Source organism: Nocardioides sp. 1609 (assembly GCF_004522105.1).
In the GTDB taxonomy this organism is placed as follows: domain Bacteria; phylum Actinomycetota; class Actinomycetes; order Propionibacteriales; family Nocardioidaceae; genus Nocardioides.
The window spans coordinates 142,674-166,378 of sequence record NZ_SPUJ01000007.1; the positions used below are offsets into that span (position 1 = coordinate 142,674).

The window sequence follows — 23,705 nt, forward strand, 5'->3', positions numbered from 1 at the left end:
GTTACAGTGTGACATATGACGTCACTTCGTCACATCCCGTTGTCCGAGAGCGGCTTCCTCGACGCCGCGCGAGCGTGCATCCTCGACGTCGGGTGGCGGCGCACGACCCTCACCGAGGTCGCCCGCCGCGCCGGGGTGTCGCGGATGACGATCTACCGCACCTGGGCCGACATGCCCACCCTGCTCGGCGACCTGATGACCCGCGAGTGGATGACGATCGTCGCCACCAACCGCACCGGCGACGCGTTCGTGGGCGTCGACAGCGTCGCGGGGCTCGTCGAACGGGTCGTCATCACGATCCGGGCCCTGCGGCACAACGAGCTGTACGTCCGGATCGTCGAGCTCGACCCCGAGCTGCTGCTGCCCTACCTCCTGTCGCGCCGCGGCCGCTCGCAGGACCACGTCCTGCGACTCACCGAGCGCGCCATCGCCGAGGGCCAGGACGCGGGACTGGTCCGCGCCGGCGACCCCACCACGATGGCCCGCGCCCTCGTCCTCGCCGCGCACGGGTTCGTGCTGTCCTCGCACACCATGCTCGACGACGACGTCGACCAGGACGCGCTCGACGCCGAGCTGACGCTGCTGCTGACCCGCGCGCTGGTGCCGTGAGCACGCCCCCGCGCACCCGCCCCCGCGACCGGCGACCCGCGACCCGGATCGCCGCCGGCCTCGACGGCGCACCCGACGCGGTCGACGTCCTCGTCGTCGGTCTCGGCGTCACCGGCGCCGGCGTCGCGCTCGACGCCGCGACCCGCGGGCTGTCGGTGCTCGCCGTCGACGCCCACGACCTCGCCTTCGGCACCTCGCGCTGGTCCTCCAAGCTCGTGCACGGCGGCCTGCGCTACCTCGCCCAGGGCCAGATCGACGTCGCCCACGAGAGCGCCGTCGAGCGCGGCGTCCTGATGGAGGTCACCGCGCCGCACCTGACCCGCGCGATGCCCTACGTCGTGCCCGTCACCGCCGCGACCAGCCGGTCCACCCGCACGCTGACGGCGTTCGGCCTGCACGCGGGCGACCTCCTGCGCCGGGGCGCGCACACCTCGGTCGACACGCTGCCCCGGCCGCGCCGGGTGTCGACGACCGAGCTCCTGCGGCTCGCCCCCGGGCTCCGCGCCGCCGGCCTCACCGGCGGCTACCTCTCGTGGGACGGCCAGCTCGAGGACGACGCCCGCCTGGTCACCACGATCGCCCGCACGGCGGCGTCCCACGGCGCCCACCTGCGCACCCGCGCCCGCGTCCTGGCCGCCACCGGTCGCTCGGTCGAGCTGCGCGACGAGCTGACCGGCGCGGTCCGCGCGGTCACGGCGGGCGCCGTCGTCAATGCGACCGGCGTCTGGGCCGGTGACCTCGTCGACGACGTCACCCTTCGCCCCAGCCGCGGCACCCACCTGGTGCTGCGCGCCGAGACGCTCCCGGGGCTGACCACCGCGGTCTTCGCGCCCGTCCCGGGCTCGCGCAACCGGTTCGTGATGGTGCTGCCCCAGCCCGACGGCACCCTGCACGTCGGCCTCACCGACGAGCCGGTCGAGGGCCCGCTCCCCGACGTCCCGACGCCGTCGGAGGCCGAGATCGGGTTCCTGCTCGACGTGGTCGCCGCGGCCTTCGACCGGCCGCTGCACCGCGCCGACGTCGTCGGCGCGCACGCCGGGCTGCGGCCGCTCCTCGACGCCGCTCCCGCCACCCGCCACGACCGCCGCGGCGCGACCGCCGACCTGTCGCGCCGGCACGCCGTCCTCACCAGCCGCACGGGCGTCGTCACGATCGTCGGCGGCAAGCTGACGACGTACCGCCGGATGGCCCAGGACGCCCTCGACGCCGCCACCGCCCACCTCGACGCCGGGCCCTGCGTCACCGCCTCCCTCCCCCTCCTCGGCGCGGCGCCCCGTGCCGAGCTGGCCGCCCTCGAGCAGCCGGCCCGCCTGGTGCGCCGCTACGGCACCGACGCCGGCCTCGTGCTCGACACCGCCCGCGAGGTCACCCGCCTCGGCGACGACGAGCTCCTCGCGCCGGTCGCGGACGGCGTCCCGGCGACCCTCGCCGAGCTCGTCTTCGGCGTCACCCACGAGGGCGCGCACGACGTCGCCGACCTCCTCGACCGCCGGACCCGGGTCGGCCTGGTCCCGCCCGACCGGGCCCTCGCCGTCCCCGCCGCCGAGCGCGCGCTCGCCCTCGCCGCGACCGCCCGAGCCCGTTAGTCCCGGCCGCCCGGGACGCGGAAGCGGCCCTCCGACAGCCCGAACGGCCGGGAACATCGCCGCCGGCGGCCGCCGACCGATGAGTGCGGCCCTCGACCCCGGTCGGTAGGAGCAGGCAGACTGACCAACGGCGGGAGCACAGCATGACGACGACGGCGACGGAGCGGGCGAACCTCGACATGACGGCGGAGGAGACCACCGGCGGGTCCGGCAACGACGGGGCCGCGACCGAGCTCGACGACTTCGACGGCCTCACCTCGCGCTACCAGCGCGAGCTGCTGGCGCACTGCTACCGGATGAGCGGGTCGGTGCACGAGGCCGAGGACCTCGTCCAGGAGACGTTCCTGCGGGCGTGGAAGGCGAGCGCGACGTTCCAGGGCCGCAGCTCGGTGCGCACCTGGCTGTACCGGATCGCCACCAACGTGTGCCTGACCAACCTCGAGGGCAAGCCGCGCCGGCCGCTGCCGGCGGGGCTCGGCACCTCCGACCAGATGGCCGGCGACGCGCTCGAGGAGAACCACGAGATCGCCTGGCTCGAGCCGGTCCCGGACGCCGCCGTGGTGGTCGCCGAGCGCGACACCCTGCGCCTGGCCTTCGTCGCCGCGCTCCAGCACCTCCCGGCCCGCCAGCGCGCGGTGCTGATCCTGCGCGACGTCCTGCGGTGGTCGGCCGCCGAGACGGCCGAGGCGCTCGACACGACGTCGGCGGCGGTGAACTCCGCCCTCCAGCGCGCCCACGCCCAGCTCGGCGAGCGGGCCCTGACCGAGGACACCGTCGTCGAGGACCTCACCGACGCCCAGCGCGGCCTCCTCGACCGCTACCTCGACGCGTTCTGGCGCAAGGACATCGACACGATCGTCGGGCTGCTCAAGGCCGACGCCACGTGGGACATGCCGCCGTTCACCAACTGGTACCGCGGCGCCGACAACATCGGCGACCTGATCGGCACCAAGTGCCCCGGCGGCGTCCACGACATGGCGATGATCGCCACCACCGCCAACGGCCAGCCGGCGTTCGGGCTCTACATGCGGGTGCCCGACGGCCACTTCCAGCCGTTCCACCTGCAGGTCCTGCACCTCGACGGCGACCTGGTCCGTCACGTCACCGCCTTCTTCGAGACCCGGCTCTTCGCGACCTTCGGGCTGCCGGACTCGCTGCCGGCCGACTACCTGCCGGTCGACCACCAGCCGGCCGCGCCGACCGGGCCGTGACCGGCGCCCCCGGCGGGGGCGTCGAGCTGCTCGAGCGGGCCCTCGCCTACACGCGGGGCTCGCTGCTGCACGTCACCCCCGCCCACCTGCGACTGCCCACCCCGTGCGCCGCGTGGGACCTCGACCGCCTCCTGACCCACATGGACGACGTCCTCGACGCCTTCACCGAGGGCGCCGGTGGCGCCGTCGCGCTGCGTCCGAGCACCCCGCTCGACGTCCGGGTCGCGACGCTCCAGAGCAAGGCCTGCGACCTGCTCGGGGCGTGGAGTGGCCCGCACGCCCCGGACGTCGTCCACGTGGCCGGGCTGCCGGTGCCGACCGAGGTGCTGCTGCGGGCGGCGGCGCTGGAGATCGCCGTCCACGGCTGGGACGTCGCCGAGACCACCGCCCGCACGACGGGCGTGCCGTCGTCCCTGCCCGCGGCGCTCGCCCGCCACCTCCTCCCGGTCGCAGCGGGGCTGGTCGCCGACGCCGACCGCGGCACCCGGTTCGGACCCGGCGTCGACCTCGGCCCCGGTAGCGGCGCCTCGACCCGGCTGCTCGCGTTCCTCGGCCGGCGGCCCGGGCGGCACCTGACTGGTCCACTGCCTCTGGATTCCCTCAATACCGGTCCGGAACGGCGTTCCGCTTCCTAGCCTGGGCCCATGCCCGCCACGCTCGTCGCGCCCGACACCGGAGCAATCGACGACCTCCGCGCCCTGGTCCGCCGGGGACGGGTCCGACTCGCCCTGTCGGGGCTCCGCGCGCTCGAGGCGGAGGACCTCGCCCCCGCGGCGGACCGGACGGCGGCGCAGGCGCTCCTGCTGGAGTGCCACCTGGCCCAGGGCGACCTCGCCGCGGCGCAGGCCCTGGCGCCCGCGGTGGCCCTCGACGACCGCGCGGAGGCCCGCCACGCGCTGGCCGAGCTCGCCGCGGCCACCCTCGACCCCGACGTCGCCGTCGAGCGCTACCTGTCCGTCGCCGACGCCCCCGACGCCGACCCCGAGGGCCTGCGGGTCCCGTGGCGCGCCGGCGCGGCCCTCGCGATGCTCCGCGCCGGACGCCGTCCCGAGGCCTTCGAGCTGGCGCGCACCCAGCACGCCCTCGCCCTCGAGCACGGCTCGCCGGCCGACCTCGCCCTGGCGCTCCGGGTGCTCGCCACCACCAAGCCCGACGGCCTGCGGGCCCCGGACCTGCGCGTCGCCCTGGCCCTCCTCGACGGCGTCGAGGCGGGACGGCTGCGCGCCCAGCTCCAGACCGACCTCGCCGGCCTGCTCCTGCTCGTCGGCGAGCCGGACGAGGCGCTGACCCTGCTCCGGTCGGCGGAGGAGCACGCCTCCAGCGAGGACCTCTGGCCCCTGCTCAACCGGGGCCGCCGGTTGCTCGAGCGGATGGGCGAGGCCCCGCGCCGCCGTCAGTCCGAGGTGCTCGCCGTCCTCACCGCCGGCGAGCGTCGCGTCGCCGTGCTGGCCCTGGAGGGCCGCTCGAACCGCAGCGTCGCCGAGCAGCTCGGGGTCTCGGTCAAGGCCGTCGAGGGCCACCTGTCGAAGATCTACCGCAAGCTCGACGTGACCTCGCGTCCCACCCTCGTCGCGAGCCTCTCCACCAGCGTCTGACGGCGCTCAGGCGGGTGGTTCGCCCGCCTCGGGACGCCGCCGGCCCTGGATGCCCGCCTGCTCGAGGCGCTGGCGCACCTGGACGACCTTGTAGACGAAGATCGCGACACCCGCGAGCACACCGGCGTCGTCGACGAGGCCCAGCGGGCCGAGGAGCGCCTCCGGCAGCACGTCGATCGGGCTCGCGAGGTAGACCAGCCCCCCGATCATCGCGACCACGCCGCGCGGCGGGACCCGGTAGCGCCACATCACGAGGCCGACGACCAGCAGGCCGACCAGCACCAGGACGCCGAGCACCACCAGCACGGCGACGAACAGGTCGGAGAGGTCCATGGGGTCAGTCTGCGCTCAGTACTGGTGGAACCACGCCGCCAGGTCGAGCGAGATCCCCGGACAGGTCAGGTTCATGTCGCGGTCGGCCTCGACCCACTGGCCGAGCACCGCCTCGCCGCCCTGGATCATCCAGTCGTCCCCGCACCGGGCGAGGGCCTCGGCCGACGACGTCTGGCCGGCCGCGCGCCACTCCGGGACGCCGAGCTCGAGGTCGCCCACGACACCGGACCACAGGGCCGGCGTCGAGTAGACGCCGATCCGGTAGCCGGCGTCCTGGTAGCCGCGGGCGATCCCGGCGACCACGGCGGCGTTGGCCTGCAGGTCGCCGGACCACGCGAAGTCGGGCACCGGCTCGACGTCGATCCAGACGATCGGGGTGAGCAGCCCGGCGGCCTCCATGGTGTCGACGTTGAAGAGCGCCTGCTGGTAGCCGGTGTTCGCGAGCGCCCCGAGCGGGGTCGCCCCGTCGTAGGGGCCGTCCTGGCCGTGCTCGTCGAGGAAGCGCGCCTCGGGATAGCTGGCGACGGCGTACGCCGAGATCATCCGGCCGGCCCGGCGGGTGTCGTCGACCTGGCTCTGCAGGCACGGGTTCGGGTAGAAGCCGGGGCCGTTGGTGAGCCCCACGACGACGTAGCGCGCCTCCGGCACCGGGCCGGGGCCGCCGTGCGACCGCTTCTCGGGGATGCCCATGCCGGGCGGGCACTGCGGCCAGCTGATGTCGGACCCGAGCACCGGCTCGTCGGCGACCTCGATGCCCTCGACGAGGTCGGCGAGCGGGTCGCGGGTCACGGTCGGCGGGGGCGGCGGCGCCTGGGTGGGCTCGGGCGTCGTGATGTCGACGGGGGCGTCGGCCGCCGCCGAGGACGTCGGGGCCGGGGCGCCGGTGGGTCCCGCGGACGGCTCCGCCGAGCAGCCGGTCGCGAGCAGCAGCACCGTCGCCACCACCCACCTCCGCATGCGGAGAGGCTACGGGGCCGGCAGCGCGACGTACGTCGTCTCGAGGTACTCCTCGATGCCCTCGAAGCCGCCCTCGCGTCCGAACCCGCTCGCCTTCATGCCACCGAACGGGGCCGCGGGGTTCGACACCAGCCCGGTGTTGACCCCCACCATGCCGAACTCGAGCGCCTCGGCGACCCGGATGGTGCGGGCCAGGTCGCGGGTGAAGACGTAGGAGGCGAGGCCGTACTCGGTGTCGTTGGCGGCCGCGATCGCCTCGTCGTCGGTGGTGAACGTCGTGATCGGGGCGACCGGCCCGAAGATCTCCTCGGTGTTGATCGCGGAGTCGGCGGGGACGTCGACCAGGACCGTCGGCGGGTAGAAGAAGCCCGGTCCGTCGGGCGTCGTGCCCCCCACCAGGACCTTCGCGCCGTCGTGCACCGCGTCGGTCACGAGCTGGCCGACCGACTCGACCGCCTTGTCGTCGATGAGCGGGCCGACGTCGACGCCGTCGTCCTGCCCGCGCCCGACGGTGAGCGCGCCCATCCGCTCGGCGAGGCGCCGGCCGAACTCCTCGGCGACGTCGACGTGGACGAGGAAGCGGTTGGCCGAGGTGCAGGCCTCGCCCATGTTGCGCATCTTCGCGATCATCGCCCCGTCGACGGCGGCCTCGACGTCGGCGTCGGCGAAGACCAGGAACGGCGCGTTGCCGCCGAGCTCCATGCTGACCCGCTGCAGCTGGTCGGCCGACTGGCGCACCAGCACCCGGCCGATGCCGGTGGAGCCGGTGAAGCTCACCTTGCGGAGCCGGTCGTCGGCCTGCACCGCCTGGCTCAGCTCGGCGGCCCCGGTGGTCGGCACGATGTTGAGGACGCCGTCGGGCAGACCCGCCTCGGCCAGGACGGTCGCGAGCAGCAGCATCGTCAGCGGCGTCTGCGCGGCCGGCTTGAGGACCATGGTGCACCCCGCGGCGACGGCCGGGCCGATCTTGCGGGTGCCCATCGCGAGCGGGAAGTTCCACGGGGTCACGAAGAAGCACGGACCGACCGGCTTGCGGATCGTCAGCAGCCGGCTGCCACCGGCCGGGGCCTGCATCCAGCGGCCGTGGATGCGGACTGCCTCCTCGGCGTACCAGCGGAAGAACTCGGAGCCGTAGGCGACCTCGCCCCTCGCCTCGGCCACCGGCTTGCCCATCTCCAGGCTCATCAACCAGGCCAGGTCGTCGGCGCGCTCCTGCAGCAGCTGCCACGACCGGCGCAGGATCTCGCCGCGCTCGCGCGGCGCGGTGGCGGCCCACTCGGCCTGGACGGCGACCGCGGCGTCGAGCGCCTCGATGCCCTCGGCGGCCGACCCGTCGGCCACGGTGGTGAGCACCGACCCGTCGGCCGGGTCGAGGACGTCGAAGCGCCGGGCGTCGTCGGCCTCGCGCCACGACCCCCCGATCAGCAGGTTGCGGTTCTCGGGGGGCAGCAGGGAGTCGAGGCGCTCGGACGTGTCCATGGGCCCCAGCCAACCACCCGAAGTCTTTCCCTCAAATCGGAGACACGCCCACGTCACACGACGTATGCTCGCGAGCAGTCGTCCTTCGGAGGGAGCACCAAGAAAGACGACGAGAGCCCCTCGCCGACCCCATGCGGCGGGGGGTTCGCTCCTTTTTCCGGCCGGGAGACCGGACGGGGGACGGCTCGGGGGCCGGCGGCGATGCCACCGGCCCCCGAGCCGTCAGGGGGGTCAGGGCGTGTCGTAGCGGAGCGTGTAGCTGCCCGAGCCGGAGTAGGCGTAGACCTCGATCCGGTAGGTGCCCGAGGCCGCGCTGTAGGTCACCTGCTCGGTCGACGCGGCGCTCTCGCTCTTCGCGACGTCCACCCACGAGGTGCCGCTCCTGCGCTGCAGGTAGAGGTCGTAGTCGGTGCCCGACGGGCCGGTGAGGCAGGCGTTGATCGTGCCGCCGGTGGTGGTGAAGCCGGAGGTCGACGGCTTGTACGACGACGTCCGGCTGCTCACGGTGCCGGTCGCGGTGACCTCCGAGCAGGCGCCGCCTCCGGGGGGCGTGGTGGTGCCGCCGCAGGTCGGCTCGCCCGACTGGGCGCCGACGTTGATGCCGGCCCACGCGTCGCGGACCCGGTTGAACGTCGTGCAGTCCGTCGTGCCGTAGAGGTTCTTCGCGGCCGTGAGGGTGGCGACGCGAGCCTTGCCGTGCGTCCAGGACGACGTCTTGAGCAGCAGCCCGTTGTAGAACACCTTGCCGGCGGCCTGCAGGCCGATGCCGGTCAGCGAGGCGCCGTTGCAGGACGTCGAGCCGGAGGTGCCGTTGGCCAGCAGGTAGAACCAGTGGTTGAGCGGGCCGGCCGCCGCGTGCACCTCGGTGCTGGGGATGCTCGAGGAGTAGCAGCTCGGGTCGCCGAGGGCGCTCGGGTTGGCCATGTTCCGGATCGGCCCGGCGCCGACGAGGTTGGCCTCCTCGCCGACCAGGTAGTCGCCCGGGTCGTTCGGGTTGTTGGCGTAGAACTCGGTGAGGGCGCCGAAGATGTCGCCGGTCGCCTCGTTCATGCCGCCCGTCTCGTTGCCGCCGGTGGAGCCGCCGGGCGTGGTCTGGAAGACGCCGTGCCCGTTCTCGTGCGCGACGATGTCGATCGCGGTGAGCTGGCGGGTGTTGTCCTGGCTGTGCCCGAAGTTGATGATCGACCCGTCGTAGTAGGCGTTGACGTCGTTGAGGCCGACCCGCGCCGGGTAGTTCGTGCCGTTGCCCTTGATGCCGCTGCGGCCGAGCCAGGCCGAGAGCATGTCGACCTCCTTGCCCACGGCGTACAGGACGTCGACGCAGGCGGTCTCGAGGTTGGTGCCCGAGCCGTTGCCCCAGACGTCGTCGGTGCCGGTGTACGCCGCGCCGTTCTGGCCGCCGCACCTGACGCCGGAGCGGGTGGGGTCGGTCATCGAGTACGACGACCCCGACCCGGACGTCCCGATCGTGACACCGGGGTAGTAGTAGCCGGTGCCGGTGCCGTGCACGACCTGGTCGCTGGCGAGCAGGACCCGGCCGGTGCGCGCGTCGCTCCAGACGGTGGTGATCGACGGCGACCCGGCCCTCGTGCCGGTGACCTTCGTGCGCCACGCCAGGCGCGGCGTGCCCACGGCGTAGACGCTCAGCCTCGGGCGCGACACCGAGCGCACCCGGTCGACCTGTCGGCGGGCGGCGGCCCGGGCCGCGGTCCGGGAGACGGTCGGCCTCGTCGAGCGCACCGCGATCGCGCGGGCCGGGGCTCCGGTGGCGCCGGCGACGCGGCCGGCCTGGTCGACCGCGACGACGTAGTCGCCGCCGTAGACCGGGAGGCCGGCGAAGGTGCGGCCGTAGGTGACGTAGTAGGTGCCCTTCGTGCCGGCGTGGGCGCCGGTACGGCGGGCGGCCGCGGCGTCGCCCCGGGCCGACGGCGTGTGCCGGCGCACGTACGCCGCGGCGGCGGCCACGGCGCGGTCGCGGCGGTCGTCGGCGGCCTGACGGCCCTCCGGCGCGGAGCGGTCGGCACCGGCGAGGGGCCGGTCGCCCCGCTCGGCCGGGGCGGCCGAGGTCGGCGCCGGCGTACCGACGGCGAGGGCACCGCAGAGGGTGACGGTGAGTGCTGCGGCTGCCCGGGACAGCGTCCTGGATCTCATGGGGTCTCCTGAGGGGGTGGGTCGAGGTGGGACGCGGCCGGGTCGCGGGGAGATGTCCTCAGAAGCGGTCGCGATCGGAACCTAGGGACGCGCGACCCGGGGCAGTAAGGGGGAAAACCCTTGCCCACCCGGGCGTCTAGACCACCGGTCGCCGGACGCGTTCCGGACGCCGGTCACCGGGCGGGTCGGGGCGAGCCGGGGCGGGTCGTGGTGGGTCGGGGCGGCGACGCGAGGTGCCCGCTACTCGCGCGGCGGCGGCACCAGCAGGGTCGCGAGCTGGGTGCGCGAGCGCAGGTCGAGCTTGCGGTAGATCCGGGTCAGCGTGGCTTCGACGGTCTTCACGCTGACGTAGGCCCGCTCGGCGATCTCGCGGTTGCTGGCGCCGGCGGCGACGGCCTGGGCGATCCGGGCCTCGGTGTCGGTCAGTCGCTCGAGGAGCGGGTCGTCGGTCTCGGGGGCGCGCTCGGGCTCGAGCTCGGCGTGCACCTGCTCGGCCCAGGGCGTGGCGTGCAGCCCGGTGAACAGGTCGTGCGCCTCCTGCAGGGTGGTGCGGGCCGCCGCGACCCGACGGCGTCGGCGCTCGAGGTGGGCGCGGGTGACCAGCACCCGGCCGACGTCGATCTGGAGGCCGAGGTCGGCGGCCACCTTGGCCGCGCGGTCGAGCACCAGCTCGGCGCCCTCGAGGTCGCCGTGGGCCACGAGCAGCTCGGCCTCGGCCCGGTCGAGCTGGGCCGAGACGCCGGCCGTGCCGCCGTGCGACGCGCGCCGCTCGACGGCGTACCGGGCCTCGCCGAGCACCTCGGCGGCCTCGTCGAGGCGCCCGAGCGCGGCGAGCGCGGCCACCAGGTCGGCGTGCCAGCGGTTCACCGTGGGGTCGCCGAAGCCCCCGGCCCGCTCCACCGCACGGACCCGCTCGAGCGCGTCGCGCGCGCCCTGGGCGTCGCCGGAGCGCAGCAGCGCCTGACCCAGGACGACCAGGTGGCGTTGGAGGTAGCGGACGTCGCCGCGCTCGGCGGCGGCCTCGACACCACGGCGGGCCAGCGTCGCGGCGCGGGCGAGGTCGCCGCAGACCAGCTCGGCCTGGGCGGTGATGAACCAGCCGGTGTGGGCCTCGAGGTCGAACTCCGCCCCGATCCGGGTGGCACGGGCGGCGTACTCGGCGGCCTCGCGGCAGCGCCCGGTGCGCGCGGCCACCTCCACCAGGCACCGGAGCACGTGCACGTGGTCCATCCCGGCGCCGCGCTCGACCTGCGCGAGCATGCCGAGGAACGCCGTCCAGGCCACCTCGAGCCGGTCGTCGTAGAAGGCGAAGCGGGCCTGCATGTAGACCGGTGAGGTGTGCAGGAAGCCGGTCGGCGTGGGGCCGGCGAGCTCGACCGCGCGCTGCAGGCAGCCCGGGTGGTCGGAACCGGTCCAGCGGCGCGCCACGGCCAGCGTGGTGAGGCCGAGGGCCAGCTCGTCGTCGTCGCCGTGCGCCTCGAGCAGCGCGACGGCCCGCTCGCAGGCCCGGTGGGCGGCGTGCGGGCGCGACTCCATCAGGGCGATGCGGGCGCGCTGCAGGAGCACCTTCGCGACCAGCATGTCGTCGTCGGCCGCGTCGGCGAGCGCCGCGGTCAGCATCTCGTCGAGCAGCGGGACGGCGTTGCCGGCGAGCTCGGGGATCGCCAGGCGGACCCGCACCGCCTGGGCGGGCGTCGTCGGCGACTCGAGGACGTCGGCCAGCGCGCGCTGCACGAGGTCGACGTGGTTGCCGGGCGCGGCGGTCTCGATCGCCGAGACCAGCCACTCGATCCGGGCCGCGCCCAGCTCGAGGGGCGCGCGGTCGGCGGCGAGGAGGAAGAGCTCGGCGGCGAGCTCGCGGTCGCCGAGCCGCGCCGACTCCGTGGCCGCGGCACCGAGGTCGCGGGCCAGGTCCGCGTCGGGTCGCGGGTCGGCGAGGGCGAGGTGGCGCAGGCGCTGGCCCGGCGTCGTGGCGGCGTCGGCGAGGGTGCGGTGCAGCGCGGTGCGGGTCTCCACGCCGAAGGCGTCGACGACGACCTGGCGCAGCAGCGACGGCGTGAAGCGCAGCGCCACCTCCCCGGGCACGACCAGCCCGGCCTGCACGGCGCGACGCAGGTCGGCGGCGGCGCCCACCCGGCCGGCCCGCTCGAGCTCGCGCAGCGTCGGTCGGCTCAGCAGCGCCGCGTGCAGGAGGGTCTCGCGCACCTCGTCGGGCTGGGCCGCGAAGCGCTCGTTGAGGACCCGGCCGATGCTGGCCGGCAGGGGTGTCGGGACGCCGAGCACCACCGGGCGCTCCCCGACCAGCCCGGCCATCGCCAGGGCCAGCGACGGGATGCCGCCGGACTCGACGTGCACGCGGTGCGCGACGTCGGGGGTGAGCCCGTGGTCGCAGAGCAGGTCGAGCATGTCGACGACGTCGAGCGGCGCCACGTCGAGGTGGTGCAGGTCGCTGATGTCGATGCTGGCGTCGATCTCGCCCACCGAGGTCACCGTGGCGACCACCCCGACCCGACCGCCGAGCCGGCGACGGGCGTAGCCGACCACCGTGGAGGAGTCGCCGTCGAGCCACTGGACGTCGTCGAGGAGCAGCAGGACCGGCTGGTCGGCGGTCCACCGCTCCAGGACGGCGTGGAAGCAGGCCGCGAGGTCGGAGCGCAGGACGTCGGTCGACTCGACGCCGACGAGACCCGAGTCGACGGCCTCCCGGACGTGGGGCGGACCGGCCGCGACCACCTCGTCGAGCAGCTCGGCGGGGCACTGGGCGAGCAGGTCGCGCAGCGCTGCGAAGGGCAGCGCCACCTCCTCGGGGGCTCCGGTCGAGCGGAGCACCTCGGCGCGCTGGTGGGTGCGGGCGTTCTCCTCGACCAGCTCGAGCAGCGCGCTCTTCCCCGAGCCCGGCGGGCCGCAGAGGACGACGGACTCCCCGGCGTCGAGGAGGTCGTGGACCTCCCCGAGCAGCGTGGAGCGTCCGACGACCCGAGTCATGCACCTCAGGCTAGGACCCGGGGGGGCACCTCCGACAGGGCCGCCGCCGGGAACGTTCCTGCGGGGAGGACCCCTCGTCGCTACTGCGCCGCGCGCAGGAACTCCTCCAGGATCGGGCCCGCGGTGCCCGACCCCGAGGATCCCTCGGCGACGAAGACCGCGACGGCGAGGTCGCCCTGGGCGGCGATCATCCAGGCGTGGGTCTTGACCCGGCCGCCGTCCTCGAACTCCGCGGTCCCGGTCTTCGCGATCACCTCGGGCCCGGGGACGTCGGCCAGGAACCCGCCGCTGCCCGAGGTGACGACCCCGCGCAGCAGCTCACGCAGCTGCGCGGCCTCGGCCGTGGCGACCGGCTCGACGCCGTCGGGAGGGCTGACCTCAAGGCCCTGGAGCAGCCGCGGCACGACGAGCGTGCCCTGCTGGATCGAGGCGGCGACGGTGGCCATCACCAGGGGCGAGGCGAGCACGGTGCCCTGGCCGATCATGTCGGCGGCGGCGCCGGTCTCGCTCTCGGGCGGCGGCACCTGGCCGAAGTAGGCCGGGAAGCCGAGGTCGTGGTCGATGCCCATCCCGAGGGACGCCGCGGCGCCCGCGAGGTCGCCGTCCTCGAGACGGCCGCGCTCGGCGATGAACGCGGTGTTGCAGGAGCTGGCCACCGCGGTGCGGAACGGGATGTCGCCGGTGCCCCCGGCCGGGTAGTCGTCGTAGTTCTCGAAGTCGCGCCCGTCGACCCGCACCGTGGTCGTGCACGGCACGCGGGTGTCGGGCCGCACCCCGCGGCGCAGCAGCGCGAGGCTGCTCACGCTCTTGAACGTCGACCCCGGCGCGTACTGGCCGAAGGTGGCGAGGTTCTGGCCGCCGTTGCCCGGGCCGTTGGCGGCGGCCAGGACGGCCCCGGTGCTCGGCTGGATCGCGACCAGGGCGCTCGCCGGACCCACGTCGGCCAGGGCCGCCTCGGCCCGCGTCTGCAGCTGCTCGTCGAGCGTGAGCGCGAGGTCGCTGCCCTGCTTCGCGCCGGCGCGGTGGATCTCGCGGACCTTGCCGTCGCTGCCGACCGCGTTGACGACGACACCACCGGTGCCGCGCAGCTGGTCGTCGTAGCGGGCCTGGAGGCCGGAGGTGCCGGCGACGTCGCCGACCTCGTAGACGCCGGGGTTGTCCTCGATCATCTCGGCGGTCACCGGCCCCACCGACCCGAGGATCGGGGCGGCGAACTCGCGGGTCGGCGCGAGCGGGACCTGGGCGCCGAACATGACGGCGCCCGGGATGGCGCGGTAGCCGCGCTCGACGGCGGACGGCGCCTGGTCGGCGCGGTAGACGATGGCCTCCACGAAGGCCTTGTCACCCGCCGCCTCGACCTGCGCGACGTACGGCGCGACGTCGACGTCGACGAGCCGGGCGAGTCGCTTCGCCGACGGACCTGCCTGGGCGGCGGGCACCTCGGTGCGGTCGATGCCGACCCGCAGCACCGGGCGCTCGGTGACGAGCGGGACTCCCCCGGCTCCCAGGATGTCGGCCCGCTCGGCCTCGACCGGGGTCAGCTCGAGGACGGAGCTGGCGTTGAGGCTGGGCTCGACGACCTCGTGACCCCACTCGACGACCCACTCGTCGTCGACGCGGCTGAGCGGGGCGGTGCTCTCGTAGCTCCAGGTGTCGTCGTCGGTGAGCGGCCAGGACCACGCGAGGGTGGCCGTCGCCTCGTCGCCGTCCTCCTCGACGCCGGCGAGGGTGACCTCGGGAGCGATGTCGCCCATCGCCTCCACCACCGCGTCGAGGTCGTCGCCGACCTCGGCGGCGCCGGCGTCGGCGAACGGCACGTCCGACACGTCCCCGGCGGCCAGCGCGGTGGCGAGCGCGTCGGCGGTGCCGTCGGCGCTGCCACCGGCGTCGCCGGGGTCGGGGTCGTCACCCGAGCAGGCCACGAGCCCGAGCACGAGGACGGCGGCCGTCGGGACGGCGAGCAGGCGGGAGCGCATGCCCCCGGTTCTACCAGCCGGCCCCGACCGGGGCCGGGACGCACCGAGCGGGGTAGTCCCGGACGATCGGCCCCACTTTCGCTCGAGAAATGGGGCCGATCGTCCGGGACTACCCCGGCGGGCGCGTCTCCGGCGGGTCAGAGCAGCGGGGCGACGAGCGGGGCGTAGCCGGAGGCGTGACCGGCCTGGTTGGGGTGGTAGCTGTCGCTGATCGGGTTGGACAGCCCGTTGATCCAGGCCCCGTCGTCGCAGACGGCGTGCCCGGTGTAGCTGCTGGTCGGGTCGGCGAACGCGAAGCCCGCGGCGCCGGCCCGGGCGGCGAGCTGGGCGTTCAGCTGGTCGGCGGTGGCGTTGAGGCGGGCCTCCTCCGCCGGGGAGAAGAAGGTCGCGGCGTTGCAGTCCTCGCCCATGAAGATCCGCGGGTACCCGACGACCACCACGGAGGCCGACGGAGCGCCGGAGCGGATGCCGGCGTACAGCGACGACAGCCGGCCCGGGAGCGTGGTGGAGATGAACGCCTGCGCGCCGTCGATCGCGCCGTCGCAGTCGCTGGCCCAGCCGGGCTTCGCGCACTCGGTGAGGACGTCGCCGAAACCGGCGTCGTTGCCGCCGGCCGAGACCGTGACGTAGGAGGTCGAGGCGCTCAGCGCGCCGAGCTGCGTGTTGGCGACCGACGTGGTGGTCGCGCCGGAGCAGGCCTGGAAGTCCAGCGCGTAGCCCTTCTGGTCCGCGACCAGCTTCGGGTAGGCGAGGTTCGACCGCTGGCACGACGTCCCGTCGTCGAGGTAGCTGCGGGTGCCGACCCCGGAGGAGTAGGAGTCCCCCAGCGCGACGTACGACGGCCCGGCCGCCTCGGCGGGCGCCCCGCCCAGGGCCACGACGGCGGCCGCGGGTGCGGCGACCGCGGCCAGGGTGGCGGTGACGAGACGACGTGCGGTGCGGGCGAACACGATGGGACCTCCGAGAGTGCGCGGCAGTGGGTGCCTCCAGCGCACCACCGCCCGTCCGGCACCGGTAGAGGGCTATCCCCCGTCGGTGCCGGCGTCAGTGCTTCCAGTCGACGCGCGGCGGGTCGCCGACGAGCAGGTCGCCCACGTGCTCCTTGAAGCGCGGGCAGTTGGCGACGTCGTGGGCCCGGCAGCGCAGCGCGTGGAGCGTCATCTCGCGGGAGTGCTGCATCTCCTCCATCCGGCGGTCGAGGTCGGCGACGTGCGCCTCCAGGACGACGTGCCGCTCCGGGGCGTCGGCGTCGAGCAGGACCTCGATCTGCTCGAGCGTCATCCCGGCGGCCTTGCTCCGGAGGATGACGGCGACGCGGACCACCTCGTCCTGACCGAAGCGGCGGCGGCCCGCGGCGTCGCGCGCGGGCTGGAGCAGGCCGACGTCCTCCCAGTGCCGCAGCACGTGGGTCGCGAGCCCGAAACGACTCGCGAGCTCGCCGATCGACCAGTCATTTGACTTCATGTCAACATGAAGTCACATCCTCGTCGTGGAGACAAGTTCCGACCGAGAGGACGCACGATGAGCACCGAGAAGACCACCACCACTACCGACCACCCCGACGACCGCGAGAGGCACGACGTCGTCGTCGTCGGCGGCGGACCCGCCGGCCTGCAGGCCGCCCTGACCCTGGGCCGGATGCACCGCCGCGTGCTCCTGCTGGACGCCGGCGGCTACCGCAACGACCCCGCCGACCTGATGCACAACTTCCTGACCCACGACGGCCGGCCGCCGGCCGAGTTCCGCGCCCTCGGCCGGGCCGAGCTGGCGACGTACGCCACCGTCGAGGTCCGCGACGTCGCCGCCACGTCCGTCGTCCCCGACGGCGACGGCTTCCTCGTCGGCACCGAGGCCGGCAACGTGGCGACCCGGCTGGTGCTCCTGGCCACCGGCGTCCGCGACACCCTGCCCGACAAGCCCGGCCTCGACGGGCTGTTCGGCACGGTGGCCGCGCACTGCCCGTTCTGCCACGGCCACGAGTACGCCGGCCGCCCGGTCGCCGTCCTCGGCTCCCACGCGCACGTCGGCCGGCAGGCCGCGATGCTGGCACCGATCGCGTCCGAGCTCGTCGTCCTCACCGACGGCGGCACGCTCGACGACGAGAACGCCGCCCAGCTCGCGGTGCTCGGCGCCGCGGTGCGCACCGAGCCCGTCAGCGGCTTCTGCCGCTCGGCGCTCGGCGCGCGGGTCTCGTTCGGGACCGGGCCCGACGTCGAGGTCGGCGGCATCCTCGTCGGGACGACGTTCGCACAGTCCGCGCCGTTCGCCGCCGACCTCGGCCTCACCCTCCTCGGCTCCGGTTGCGTCGAGGTCGACCCCATGGGCCGCACGTCGCTGCCGGGGGTCTTCGCCGCCGGCGACCTCGCCCACGTCGCCGCGCTCCCGATGCCGATGAGCTCGGTCCTCGCCTCGGCCGCCGCCGGCCAGCTCGCCGCCAGCGCCTGCGTCGCCGAGCTGCTCGCGCGCGACGTGGGGGTGCTGGTGCCGGCGTAGCGGGTAACTCACCGTTGCTCGCACTCACCCGCCCGAATTCGGGCGGGTGAGTGCATCGAACGGTGAGTTACCCGGCCGGGCGCGGCGCCGGCCGGAGCGTCAGTCGGACGACTTCTTGTGCCGCGGCTTCTTGTACGACGGGGGACCGTCCGAGCGCTCGGCGTCGTGCGACGACGTGCGCGGCGGGCGGCTCGGGCCGCGGTCCTCGGTGAGCTCGATCAGCTTGCCGCTGATGCGGGTGCTCTCGAGCTTCTTCCAGGTCTCGGGCGACAGGTCGGCGGGCAGCTCGACGATGGAGAAGTCGGGCATGATCTTGATGCTGCCGAAGTCGCCGCGGGACAGCCCGCCCTCGTTGGCGATCGCGCCGACGATCTGGCGCGGCTCGACCTTGTGGCGCTTGCCCACCTGGATCTTGTAGTTCTTCATGGCCTGGCCGGAGCCGGAGCGGCCCGGTCGTCCACCGCGCTCGGGACGGTCACCGCGGGCGCCGGCGCCGGCGGACCGCTCGGGACGGTCGTCGAAGCGGCGGGCGGGACGCTCGTCGTTGGGGTCGAGCAGGAGGGGGGTGTCGCCCTGCGCGACGACGGCGAGCGCGGCGGCGACGTCGACCTCGGGCACGTCGTGGTTGCGGACGTAGTGGGCGATGACGTCGCGGAACTTCTCGACGCGTGCGGTCTGGCCGAGCGCGGCGGTGATCGCGTCGTCGAAGCGGGCCAGGCGGGTGACGTTGACGTCCTCGACCGAGGGCAGCGTCATCTCGGCGAGCGGCTGGCGCGTCGCCTTCTCGATGTGCTTGAGCAGGTAGCGCTCGCGCGGGGTGACGAAGGAGATCGCGTCGCCCGAGCGGCCGGCGCGGCCGGTGCGGCCGATCCGGTGCACGTAGGACTCGGTGTCGGTGGGGATGTCGTAGTTGACGACGTGGCTGATCCGCTCGACGTCGAGGCCGCGCGCGGCGACGTCGGTGGCGACAAGGATGTCGAGCTTGCCCGACTTCAGCTGGTTGACGGTGCGCTCGCGCTGCACCTGGGCGACGTCGCCGTTGATCGCCATCGCGGAGAACCCGCGGGCCCGCAGCTTCTCGGCGAGCAGCTCGGTCTCGCTCTTGGTGCGGACGAAGACGATCATCCCCTCGAAGTTCTCGACCTCGAGGATGCGCGTGAGGGCGTCGACCTTCTGCGGGTAGCTGCAGATCAGGTAGCGCTGGGTGATGTTGGCGGCGGTGGCCGTCTTGCCCTTGACCGAGATCTCGGTCGGGTTGTTGAGGTACTTCTTCGACAGGCGGCGGATCTGCGCCGGCATGGTGGCGCTGAAGAGCGCGACCTGCTTGTCGTCGGGGGTGTCGGCGAGGATCGTCTCGACGTCCTCGGCGAAGCCCATGTTGAGCATCTCGTCGGCCTCGTCGAGCACGAGGAACTTGAGCTCGGAGAGGTCGAGGGTCCCCTTCTCGAGGTGGTCCATGATCCGGCCGGGGGTGCCGACGACGATGTGGACGCCGCGGCGCAGCGCGCTCAGCTGGATGCCGTAGGCCTGGCCGCCGTAGACGGGCAGCACGTGCACGCCCTTGGTGCCGGCGGCGTACTTCTGGAAGGCCTCGCACACCTGGAGCGCGAGCTCGCGGGTGGGCGCGAGGACCAGCGCCTGCGGGCTCTTCTGCCGGAGGTCGAGGCGGTCGAGGATCGGCAGCGCGAACGCCGCCGTCTTGCCGGTGCCGGTCTGCGCGAGGCCGACGAGGTCGCGGCCCTCGAGCAGCGGCGGGATGGTCTGGGCCTGGATCGCCGAGGGGCTCTCGTAGCCGACGGCGGCGATGCTCTTGAGGACGGCGTCGCCGAGACCTAGGTCGGCGAAGGTGATGGCCGGCTCTGCGGACTCTTCGGTGCTCATCCGTCAACGGTAGTGGGTGTGGCTTGTACCACCCGATTTCGCGCCGCGGTGGCCTGGGTCACTGGCCGGCTCCCCCACGCGGGCACACTGCCAGACTGGGGGGATGAGCACCCTCCTGAACGTCGTCTGGCTGGTGCTGTGCGGGTTCTGGATGGCGATCGGGTACGCCGTCGCCGGCGTCGTCTGCTGCCTCCTGGTCGTCACCATCCCGTTCGGGCTGGCGTCGTTCCGCATCGCGGCCTACGCGCTCTGGCCCTTCGGTCGCGACGTCGTGACGCGGCCCGGTGCCGGCGCGCCGTCGGCCGTCGGGAACGTGGTCTGGCTCGTCCTCGCCGGCTGGTGGTTGGCCCTGGGCCACGCCTTCACCGGCATCGCGATGTGCCTGACGATCATCGGGATCCCGCTCGGCATCGCCAGCTTCAAGATGATCCCGATCTCGCTGCTGCCGCTGGGCCGGGAGATCGTGCCGGCGCGCTGAGCCCGCCGGGTGCGAGGATCGCGGCGTGAACCGTCGCGCCCTCGTCCGTCGTCCCAGCCCGCGCCTCGCCGAGGGGCTGCTCACCCACCTCGCCCGGGTGCCGGTCGACGTCGACCTGGCGCTGCGCCAGTGGGACGGGTACGTCGCCGCGCTGCACGCCGAGGGGTGGGAGACCGTCGAGGTGCCGCCGGCGCCCGACTGCCCGGACTCGGTGTTCGTCGAGGACACCGTCGTCGTCTACGGCGACCTCGCGGTCGTCGCCCGGCCGGGCGCGGACGAGCGGAAGCCCGAGACCGCGGGCACCGAGGCGACCCTGCGCGGGCTCGGCTACCGGGTCGCGCACGTCGAGGAGCCCGGCACCCTCGACGGGGGTGACGTCCTCAAGCACGACGCGATCGTGTGGGTCGGGCTGGGCGGGCGGACCAACCGGGCCGGGGTCGACCAGCTCGCGGCCCACCTGGGGCCGCTCGGCGCGCGGGTGGTCGGCGTCCCGCTCACCAAGGTGCTGCACCTGAAGTCGGCCGTGACGGCCCTGCCCGACGGCACCGTCGTCGGGTTCGAGGAGCTGGTGGACGACCCGACCGTGTGGTCGTCGTTCCTCGCCGTCCCCGAGGAGCCGGGCGCGCACGTCGTCCTGCTGGACGCCGACACCGTGCTGATGTCGTCCAGCGCGCCGCTCACCCGCGCGCTCTACGAGGCCCGCGGCCTCCGCGTCGTCGCGGTGGACATGACGGAGTTCGAGAAGCTCGAGGGGTGCGTCACCTGCCTGTCGGTGCGGTTGCGAGGCTGAGCCCGCGGCCGGCGTCGACTACGGCCCGGCCCTCAGCGTCACCCGTGCCAGTCGCACGACCTCCCGCTTCGGCATCGACCGCGGGTACCGCCAGGGGGCGTCTGCGACCATGTCCCGCGTCCGGGTCAGGGTGACCCGCACGACGCTCCTGCCCCGGCGGGCCACGACGGTGTAGCCCGCGGACTTGGCGTTGCCGACGGCTCGGAGCGACCAGGCGACGCTCTGGTCGCCCAGGCGGGCGACGGGGACCCGGGTCCGCCGGGTGGTCGAGATCCCGTCGCACTCCTCGCACACCCACTCGGTCACCCTCGGGCACCGGCGCGGGTACGACTCGTTGTTGCGGACGGCGGCGCGGGCGGCCGCGGCGTCGGCGTACCGCAGGACGGCGATCTCGGCACCGGTGTGGACGGCCCTCGGGACGCCGCGCTCCCGCCCGGAGTACCACCGCGCCTGCACCCCGCGGTAGGCCAGCATCTGCTCGTCGGACCGGCACCCCGCCGGCCGGCTCCCCAGGGCGGCGATGTCGCCCGGGTAGACCCGCCACGCCCCCTGCCCACCGACGGCGGCCTTGACCTCGGGCGCCGCGGGAAGGCCCGTCGGCGCAGCCCGAGCGGTCGGTGACGCCGCCGCGCCCACCGCGCCGGGAAGCACGGGGGACAACGACATCGAGAGCGCCACGAGTGCCGTCACGAGCAGGGAACGGTGGGCCATGGCGCCATCATGCGCCTCGTCGAGCGCGGACGACAGGCATCCGGCACGTGCCGTGGCGCGCTCACTCGGCACACTGGTCACAGCCACTCGAACACACTGTCGATTGTCGGTGGTGCGGCGTAGAATAGAGGCATGAGCAAGCACCACGACGACCACCACGACGGGCACCCCGTCGCCCGGTTCGTCGCGCTGCTCGAGGCCGAGCTCGCTGCCCTGGTCGATGTTCCGACGTGGTCGCTGGACGCTGCTGCGACCGCCGACCTGGTGCCGCGGCTGGCGAGGGTGGTGGCCGGGGTGCAGGAGCTCGAGGCGCGGGTCCTCGGGCAGGCCGGGGTCCTCGACCTGCCGGCCACGATCGGGGCCAGGTCGCTGGCTTCCTGGCTGGCGCGGGTCACCCGGGTCACCGGCGGCGAAGCGTCCCGGAAGGTCCGGCTGGCCGGCGACCTCGCCGCCCACGAGGCCACCCGGGTCGCGATGGCTGCGAGTCGGGTGCACGCCGAGCAGGCGAGGGTCATCGCCGCCGCCGTCGGCGACCTCGACGGCGACCACGCCTGTTGGCGTGAGAAGGCGGAGACGCACCTGCTCGGTGAGGCGGCTCACCACGACGCGCAAGACCTGAAAACCCTGGGGCGGCGGATCCTGGAGAGCATCGACCCCGACCGGGCCGACGAGCACGAAGCGAAGCTCCTCGAAACGGAGGAGGCTCGGGCCCGCAAGCGCACCACGTTCACGCTGTGGGACGACGGCGAGGGCCTCGCCCACGGCCGGTTCACGATGCCGTCCGCCCAGGCCTCCATGCTCCGCAAGGCACTGGCCGCGATCGCGGCACCCAAGCACGTCCGCGCCACCAGCGGCGCCGGGACCTACGACCACGAACGACCCACCCCCGAGAAGCTGGGGCAGGCGTTCTGCGAGTACGTCGAGCACTACCCGACCGACCAGCTCCCGAGCCTCGGCGGGACCAGTGCCACCGTCGTGGTCACGATGACCCTCGAGACCCTCCTCGGCGGCCTCGCCGCCGCGCACCTCGACACCGGCGTCGCGCTCTCACCCGGTCAGGCCCGCCGGATGGCCTGCGAGTCCGGGATCATCCCCGCCGTCCTCGACGGACAAGGCCACGTCCTCGACCTCGGACGACGACGCCGCTTCCACACCCCCGCCCAACGACTCGCGATCGGATTGGAGCAGCAGCACTGCCAACACCCCACCTGCACCACCCCCGCCGCGTACTGCCACACCCACCACGGCACCCCATGGTCCGCAGGCGGCGAGACCAACACCCAGGACACCGCCCTCCTCTGCCCCTTCCACCACCACCAGGCCCACGCCACCGGCCAGGCCTACCCGCTCCGGACCTGACCCTGCACCCAGGAGCCGCGGGCTCCCGATCAGCCCGGTAGCCGCGTGGACGCAGCCACGTGGTCGCGCCCACCTGGGTGGAGCACGTCCGCTCGGCACGTGGGGCCTGCGTCGCTGGACCTCAGGGCACGATTCCGCTCGTCGCGGCGTGCTGAGGTTGCCTTCCCCCGGCCGACGGGTGGAGGTCCCTGCAGCGGGTGATGGGATCGGCACCTGAAACCGGCGCTGCCACGGTGGTGTGGCCGACGGTCAGTTCCGGTTGAGCCCGAACTGTCGCGTGAGGAGGGCCTGCTTGAAGTGCGACTCGGCGGCGTTGACCTCGGCGGTCGGGGCGTTCGGGTCGAAGACCCGCAAGATGCTGAAGACGAAGTGGTGCTTGTGCGAGGGGTCCTTGATGCCCAGCTCCCTCAGCGCGACGTTGCCGCCGTGTCCGTCGTCGGCGTACGTCGCCCACCTGCCCAGGATCCTCTCGCCGCCGTCGGCCTTGCCGACGTAGAGCTGACCGGTGCGGGCATCGGAGATGGCGTAGACGCCCTGCACGGAGCTCAGCGCCGATCGCCACAACGCGTAGGAGGGGTCGCTCGTGACCTGGCGCAGCTCGTCGAAGGTGACCAGGACACCGCCATAGCCTGGGAAGGCGACGATCGACGGGTCGGCGATCTCGACGACGGGGAGCGTGGCCGCCCTCGGTCCGCGCTTGGCCCAGCCGATGGCGCCGGCACCCCAGTCCACGAGCAGGCGACCGGCCAGCGACCTCAGCACGGGCGAGGGCCGCAGGTCGTAGGTACGGAGCTCGTCCGTGCGCTGGTCGTGCAGCTCGCCGTGGTTGGCGTAGACGGAGTGCAGGCGCGCCCTGCTGCCGCGCTGGCCGTCCGCGGCAAAGACCAACCAGAGCGGCGGGGGCGTCGCCGGGAGGATGTTCGTCCTCACGGTCTGGACCCTCGTGTAGGCCAGGACGCTCTCGGGCGAGAGATCCCGCAACGAGGCAGGGTCCTTCGGCCGGATGGTGTGCCGGAGCGCGATCGCGTCGTCCACGTCGTCGAGCCCCGCGGCGGCAAGGAGGTGTCCGAGGGTCAGGTCGCCGGCCGGCGACGGGGGGCTGATCACCTGC

The 23,705-nt window shown here is 74.2% G+C and carries 20 protein-coding genes; 9 read left to right on the forward strand and 11 right to left on the reverse strand.

Annotation, left to right across the window (positions count from 1 at the left end; all coding sequences use genetic code 11):
• Nucleotides 1–15 precede the first annotated feature (15 nt).
• The 5 genes from E4623_RS19300 (at nt 16) to E4623_RS19320 (ending at nt 5,001) form a co-directional block, all read left to right on the forward strand.
• Complete coding sequence (locus E4623_RS19300; RefSeq protein ID WP_134768205.1) at nt 16–609, forward strand: TetR/AcrR family transcriptional regulator; 594 nt, start codon at nt 16–18, stop codon at nt 607–609.
• Complete coding sequence (locus tag E4623_RS19305; protein WP_134768206.1) at nt 606–2,195, forward strand: glycerol-3-phosphate dehydrogenase/oxidase; 1,590 nt, start codon at nt 606–608, stop codon at nt 2,193–2,195. Before E4623_RS19300 ends, E4623_RS19305 begins: the two co-directional genes overlap by 4 nt.
• Nucleotides 2,196–2,338: 143 nt before the next feature.
• Nucleotides 2,339–3,406 (forward strand): sigma-70 family RNA polymerase sigma factor, encoded by a 1,068-nt coding sequence (locus tag E4623_RS19310; RefSeq protein WP_245155179.1) that lies wholly within the window; start codon nt 2,339–2,341, stop codon nt 3,404–3,406.
• The gene (locus E4623_RS19315; protein ID WP_134768207.1) at nt 3,403–4,041 is read left to right on the forward strand and encodes a TIGR03086 family metal-binding protein; all 639 of its coding nucleotides are present in this window, start codon (nt 3,403–3,405) and stop codon (nt 4,039–4,041) included. Before E4623_RS19310 ends, E4623_RS19315 begins: the two co-directional genes overlap by 4 nt.
• Before the next feature lie 9 nt (nt 4,042–4,050).
• A complete protein-coding gene (locus E4623_RS19320; protein WP_134768208.1) occupies nt 4,051–5,001 on the forward strand; it encodes a LuxR C-terminal-related transcriptional regulator in 951 nt (316 codons plus the stop codon).
• Nucleotides 5,002–5,007: 6 nt separating this feature from the next.
• On the opposite strand, the gene E4623_RS23050 is transcribed toward E4623_RS19320, so the two are convergent.
• The 8 genes from E4623_RS23050 to E4623_RS19360 all read right to left on the reverse strand — a co-directional run bounded on the left by E4623_RS23050 (nt 5,008) and on the right by E4623_RS19360 (nt 16,346).
• Complete coding sequence (locus tag E4623_RS23050) at nt 5,008–5,334, reverse strand: YkvA family protein (RefSeq protein ID WP_209020774.1); 327 nt, start codon at nt 5,332–5,334, stop codon at nt 5,008–5,010.
• 15 nt (nt 5,335–5,349) lie between these two features.
• Nucleotides 5,350–6,291 carry a hypothetical protein gene (locus tag E4623_RS19330; RefSeq protein WP_134768209.1) on the reverse strand — a complete coding sequence of 314 codons (942 nt, stop codon included), beginning with the start codon at nt 6,289–6,291 and terminating at the stop codon, nt 5,350–5,352.
• Between the two features lie 9 nt (nt 6,292–6,300).
• Complete coding sequence (locus E4623_RS19335) at nt 6,301–7,770, reverse strand: NAD-dependent succinate-semialdehyde dehydrogenase (RefSeq protein ID WP_134768210.1); 1,470 nt, start codon at nt 7,768–7,770, stop codon at nt 6,301–6,303.
• A 231-nt stretch (nt 7,771–8,001) separates the two neighbouring features.
• Nucleotides 8,002–9,921 (reverse strand): M4 family metallopeptidase, encoded by a 1,920-nt coding sequence (locus E4623_RS19340; protein WP_134768211.1) that lies wholly within the window; start codon nt 9,919–9,921, stop codon nt 8,002–8,004.
• A gap of 240 nt (nt 9,922–10,161) precedes the next feature.
• Nucleotides 10,162–12,906 carry a LuxR family transcriptional regulator gene (locus E4623_RS19345; protein ID WP_134768212.1) on the reverse strand — a complete coding sequence of 915 codons (2,745 nt, stop codon included), beginning with the start codon at nt 12,904–12,906 and terminating at the stop codon, nt 10,162–10,164.
• Between the two features lie 80 nt (nt 12,907–12,986).
• Nucleotides 12,987–14,882, reverse strand: a complete 1,896-nt coding sequence (locus tag E4623_RS19350; protein ID WP_134768213.1) for a penicillin-binding transpeptidase domain-containing protein — start codon at nt 14,880–14,882, stop codon at nt 12,987–12,989.
• 137 nt (nt 14,883–15,019) lie between these two features.
• The gene (locus tag E4623_RS19355; protein WP_134768214.1) at nt 15,020–15,832 is read right to left on the reverse strand and encodes an SGNH/GDSL hydrolase family protein; all 813 of its coding nucleotides are present in this window, start codon (nt 15,830–15,832) and stop codon (nt 15,020–15,022) included.
• Between the two features lie 94 nt (nt 15,833–15,926).
• Nucleotides 15,927–16,346 carry a MerR family transcriptional regulator gene (locus E4623_RS19360; RefSeq protein ID WP_134768215.1) on the reverse strand — a complete coding sequence of 140 codons (420 nt, stop codon included), beginning with the start codon at nt 16,344–16,346 and terminating at the stop codon, nt 15,927–15,929.
• Between the two features lie 57 nt (nt 16,347–16,403).
• Here E4623_RS19360 and E4623_RS19365 point away from each other — a divergent pair, with 57 nt between their 5' ends.
• On the forward strand, nt 16,404–17,375 hold the full coding sequence (locus tag E4623_RS19365) for an NAD(P)/FAD-dependent oxidoreductase (RefSeq protein WP_134768216.1): 972 nt from the start codon (nt 16,404–16,406) through the stop codon (nt 17,373–17,375).
• A gap of 99 nt (nt 17,376–17,474) precedes the next feature.
• On the opposite strand, the gene E4623_RS19370 is transcribed toward E4623_RS19365, so the two are convergent.
• Nucleotides 17,475–19,256, reverse strand: coding sequence for a DEAD/DEAH box helicase (locus E4623_RS19370; protein WP_134768217.1), 1,782 nt, complete (start codon nt 19,254–19,256; stop codon nt 17,475–17,477).
• 103 nt (nt 19,257–19,359) lie between these two features.
• Here E4623_RS19370 and E4623_RS19375 point away from each other — a divergent pair, with 103 nt between their 5' ends.
• Both E4623_RS19375 and ddaH read left to right on the forward strand, forming a co-directional pair.
• On the forward strand, nt 19,360–19,734 hold the full coding sequence (locus E4623_RS19375; protein WP_134768218.1) for a YccF domain-containing protein: 375 nt from the start codon (nt 19,360–19,362) through the stop codon (nt 19,732–19,734).
• 25 nt (nt 19,735–19,759) lie between these two features.
• Entirely contained in the window at nt 19,760–20,524 is a 765-nt protein-coding gene (ddaH, locus tag E4623_RS19380; RefSeq protein ID WP_134768219.1) for a dimethylargininase, read from the forward strand.
• 18 nt (nt 20,525–20,542) lie between these two features.
• On the opposite strand, the gene E4623_RS19385 is transcribed toward ddaH, so the two are convergent.
• On the reverse strand, nt 20,543–21,235 hold the full coding sequence (locus E4623_RS19385) for a hypothetical protein (protein ID WP_134768220.1): 693 nt from the start codon (nt 21,233–21,235) through the stop codon (nt 20,543–20,545).
• A 132-nt stretch (nt 21,236–21,367) separates the two neighbouring features.
• On the opposite strand from E4623_RS19385, the gene E4623_RS19390 reads away from it, so the two are divergent.
• The gene (locus E4623_RS19390) at nt 21,368–22,594 is read left to right on the forward strand and encodes an HNH endonuclease signature motif containing protein (RefSeq protein ID WP_134768221.1); all 1,227 of its coding nucleotides are present in this window, start codon (nt 21,368–21,370) and stop codon (nt 22,592–22,594) included.
• A 249-nt stretch (nt 22,595–22,843) separates the two neighbouring features.
• Here E4623_RS19390 and E4623_RS19395 read toward each other — a convergent pair whose 3' ends face one another.
• Nucleotides 22,844–23,701 (reverse strand): GIY-YIG nuclease family protein, encoded by an 858-nt coding sequence (locus E4623_RS19395; RefSeq protein ID WP_245155180.1) that lies wholly within the window; start codon nt 23,699–23,701, stop codon nt 22,844–22,846.
• Nucleotides 23,702–23,705 lie beyond the last annotated feature (4 nt).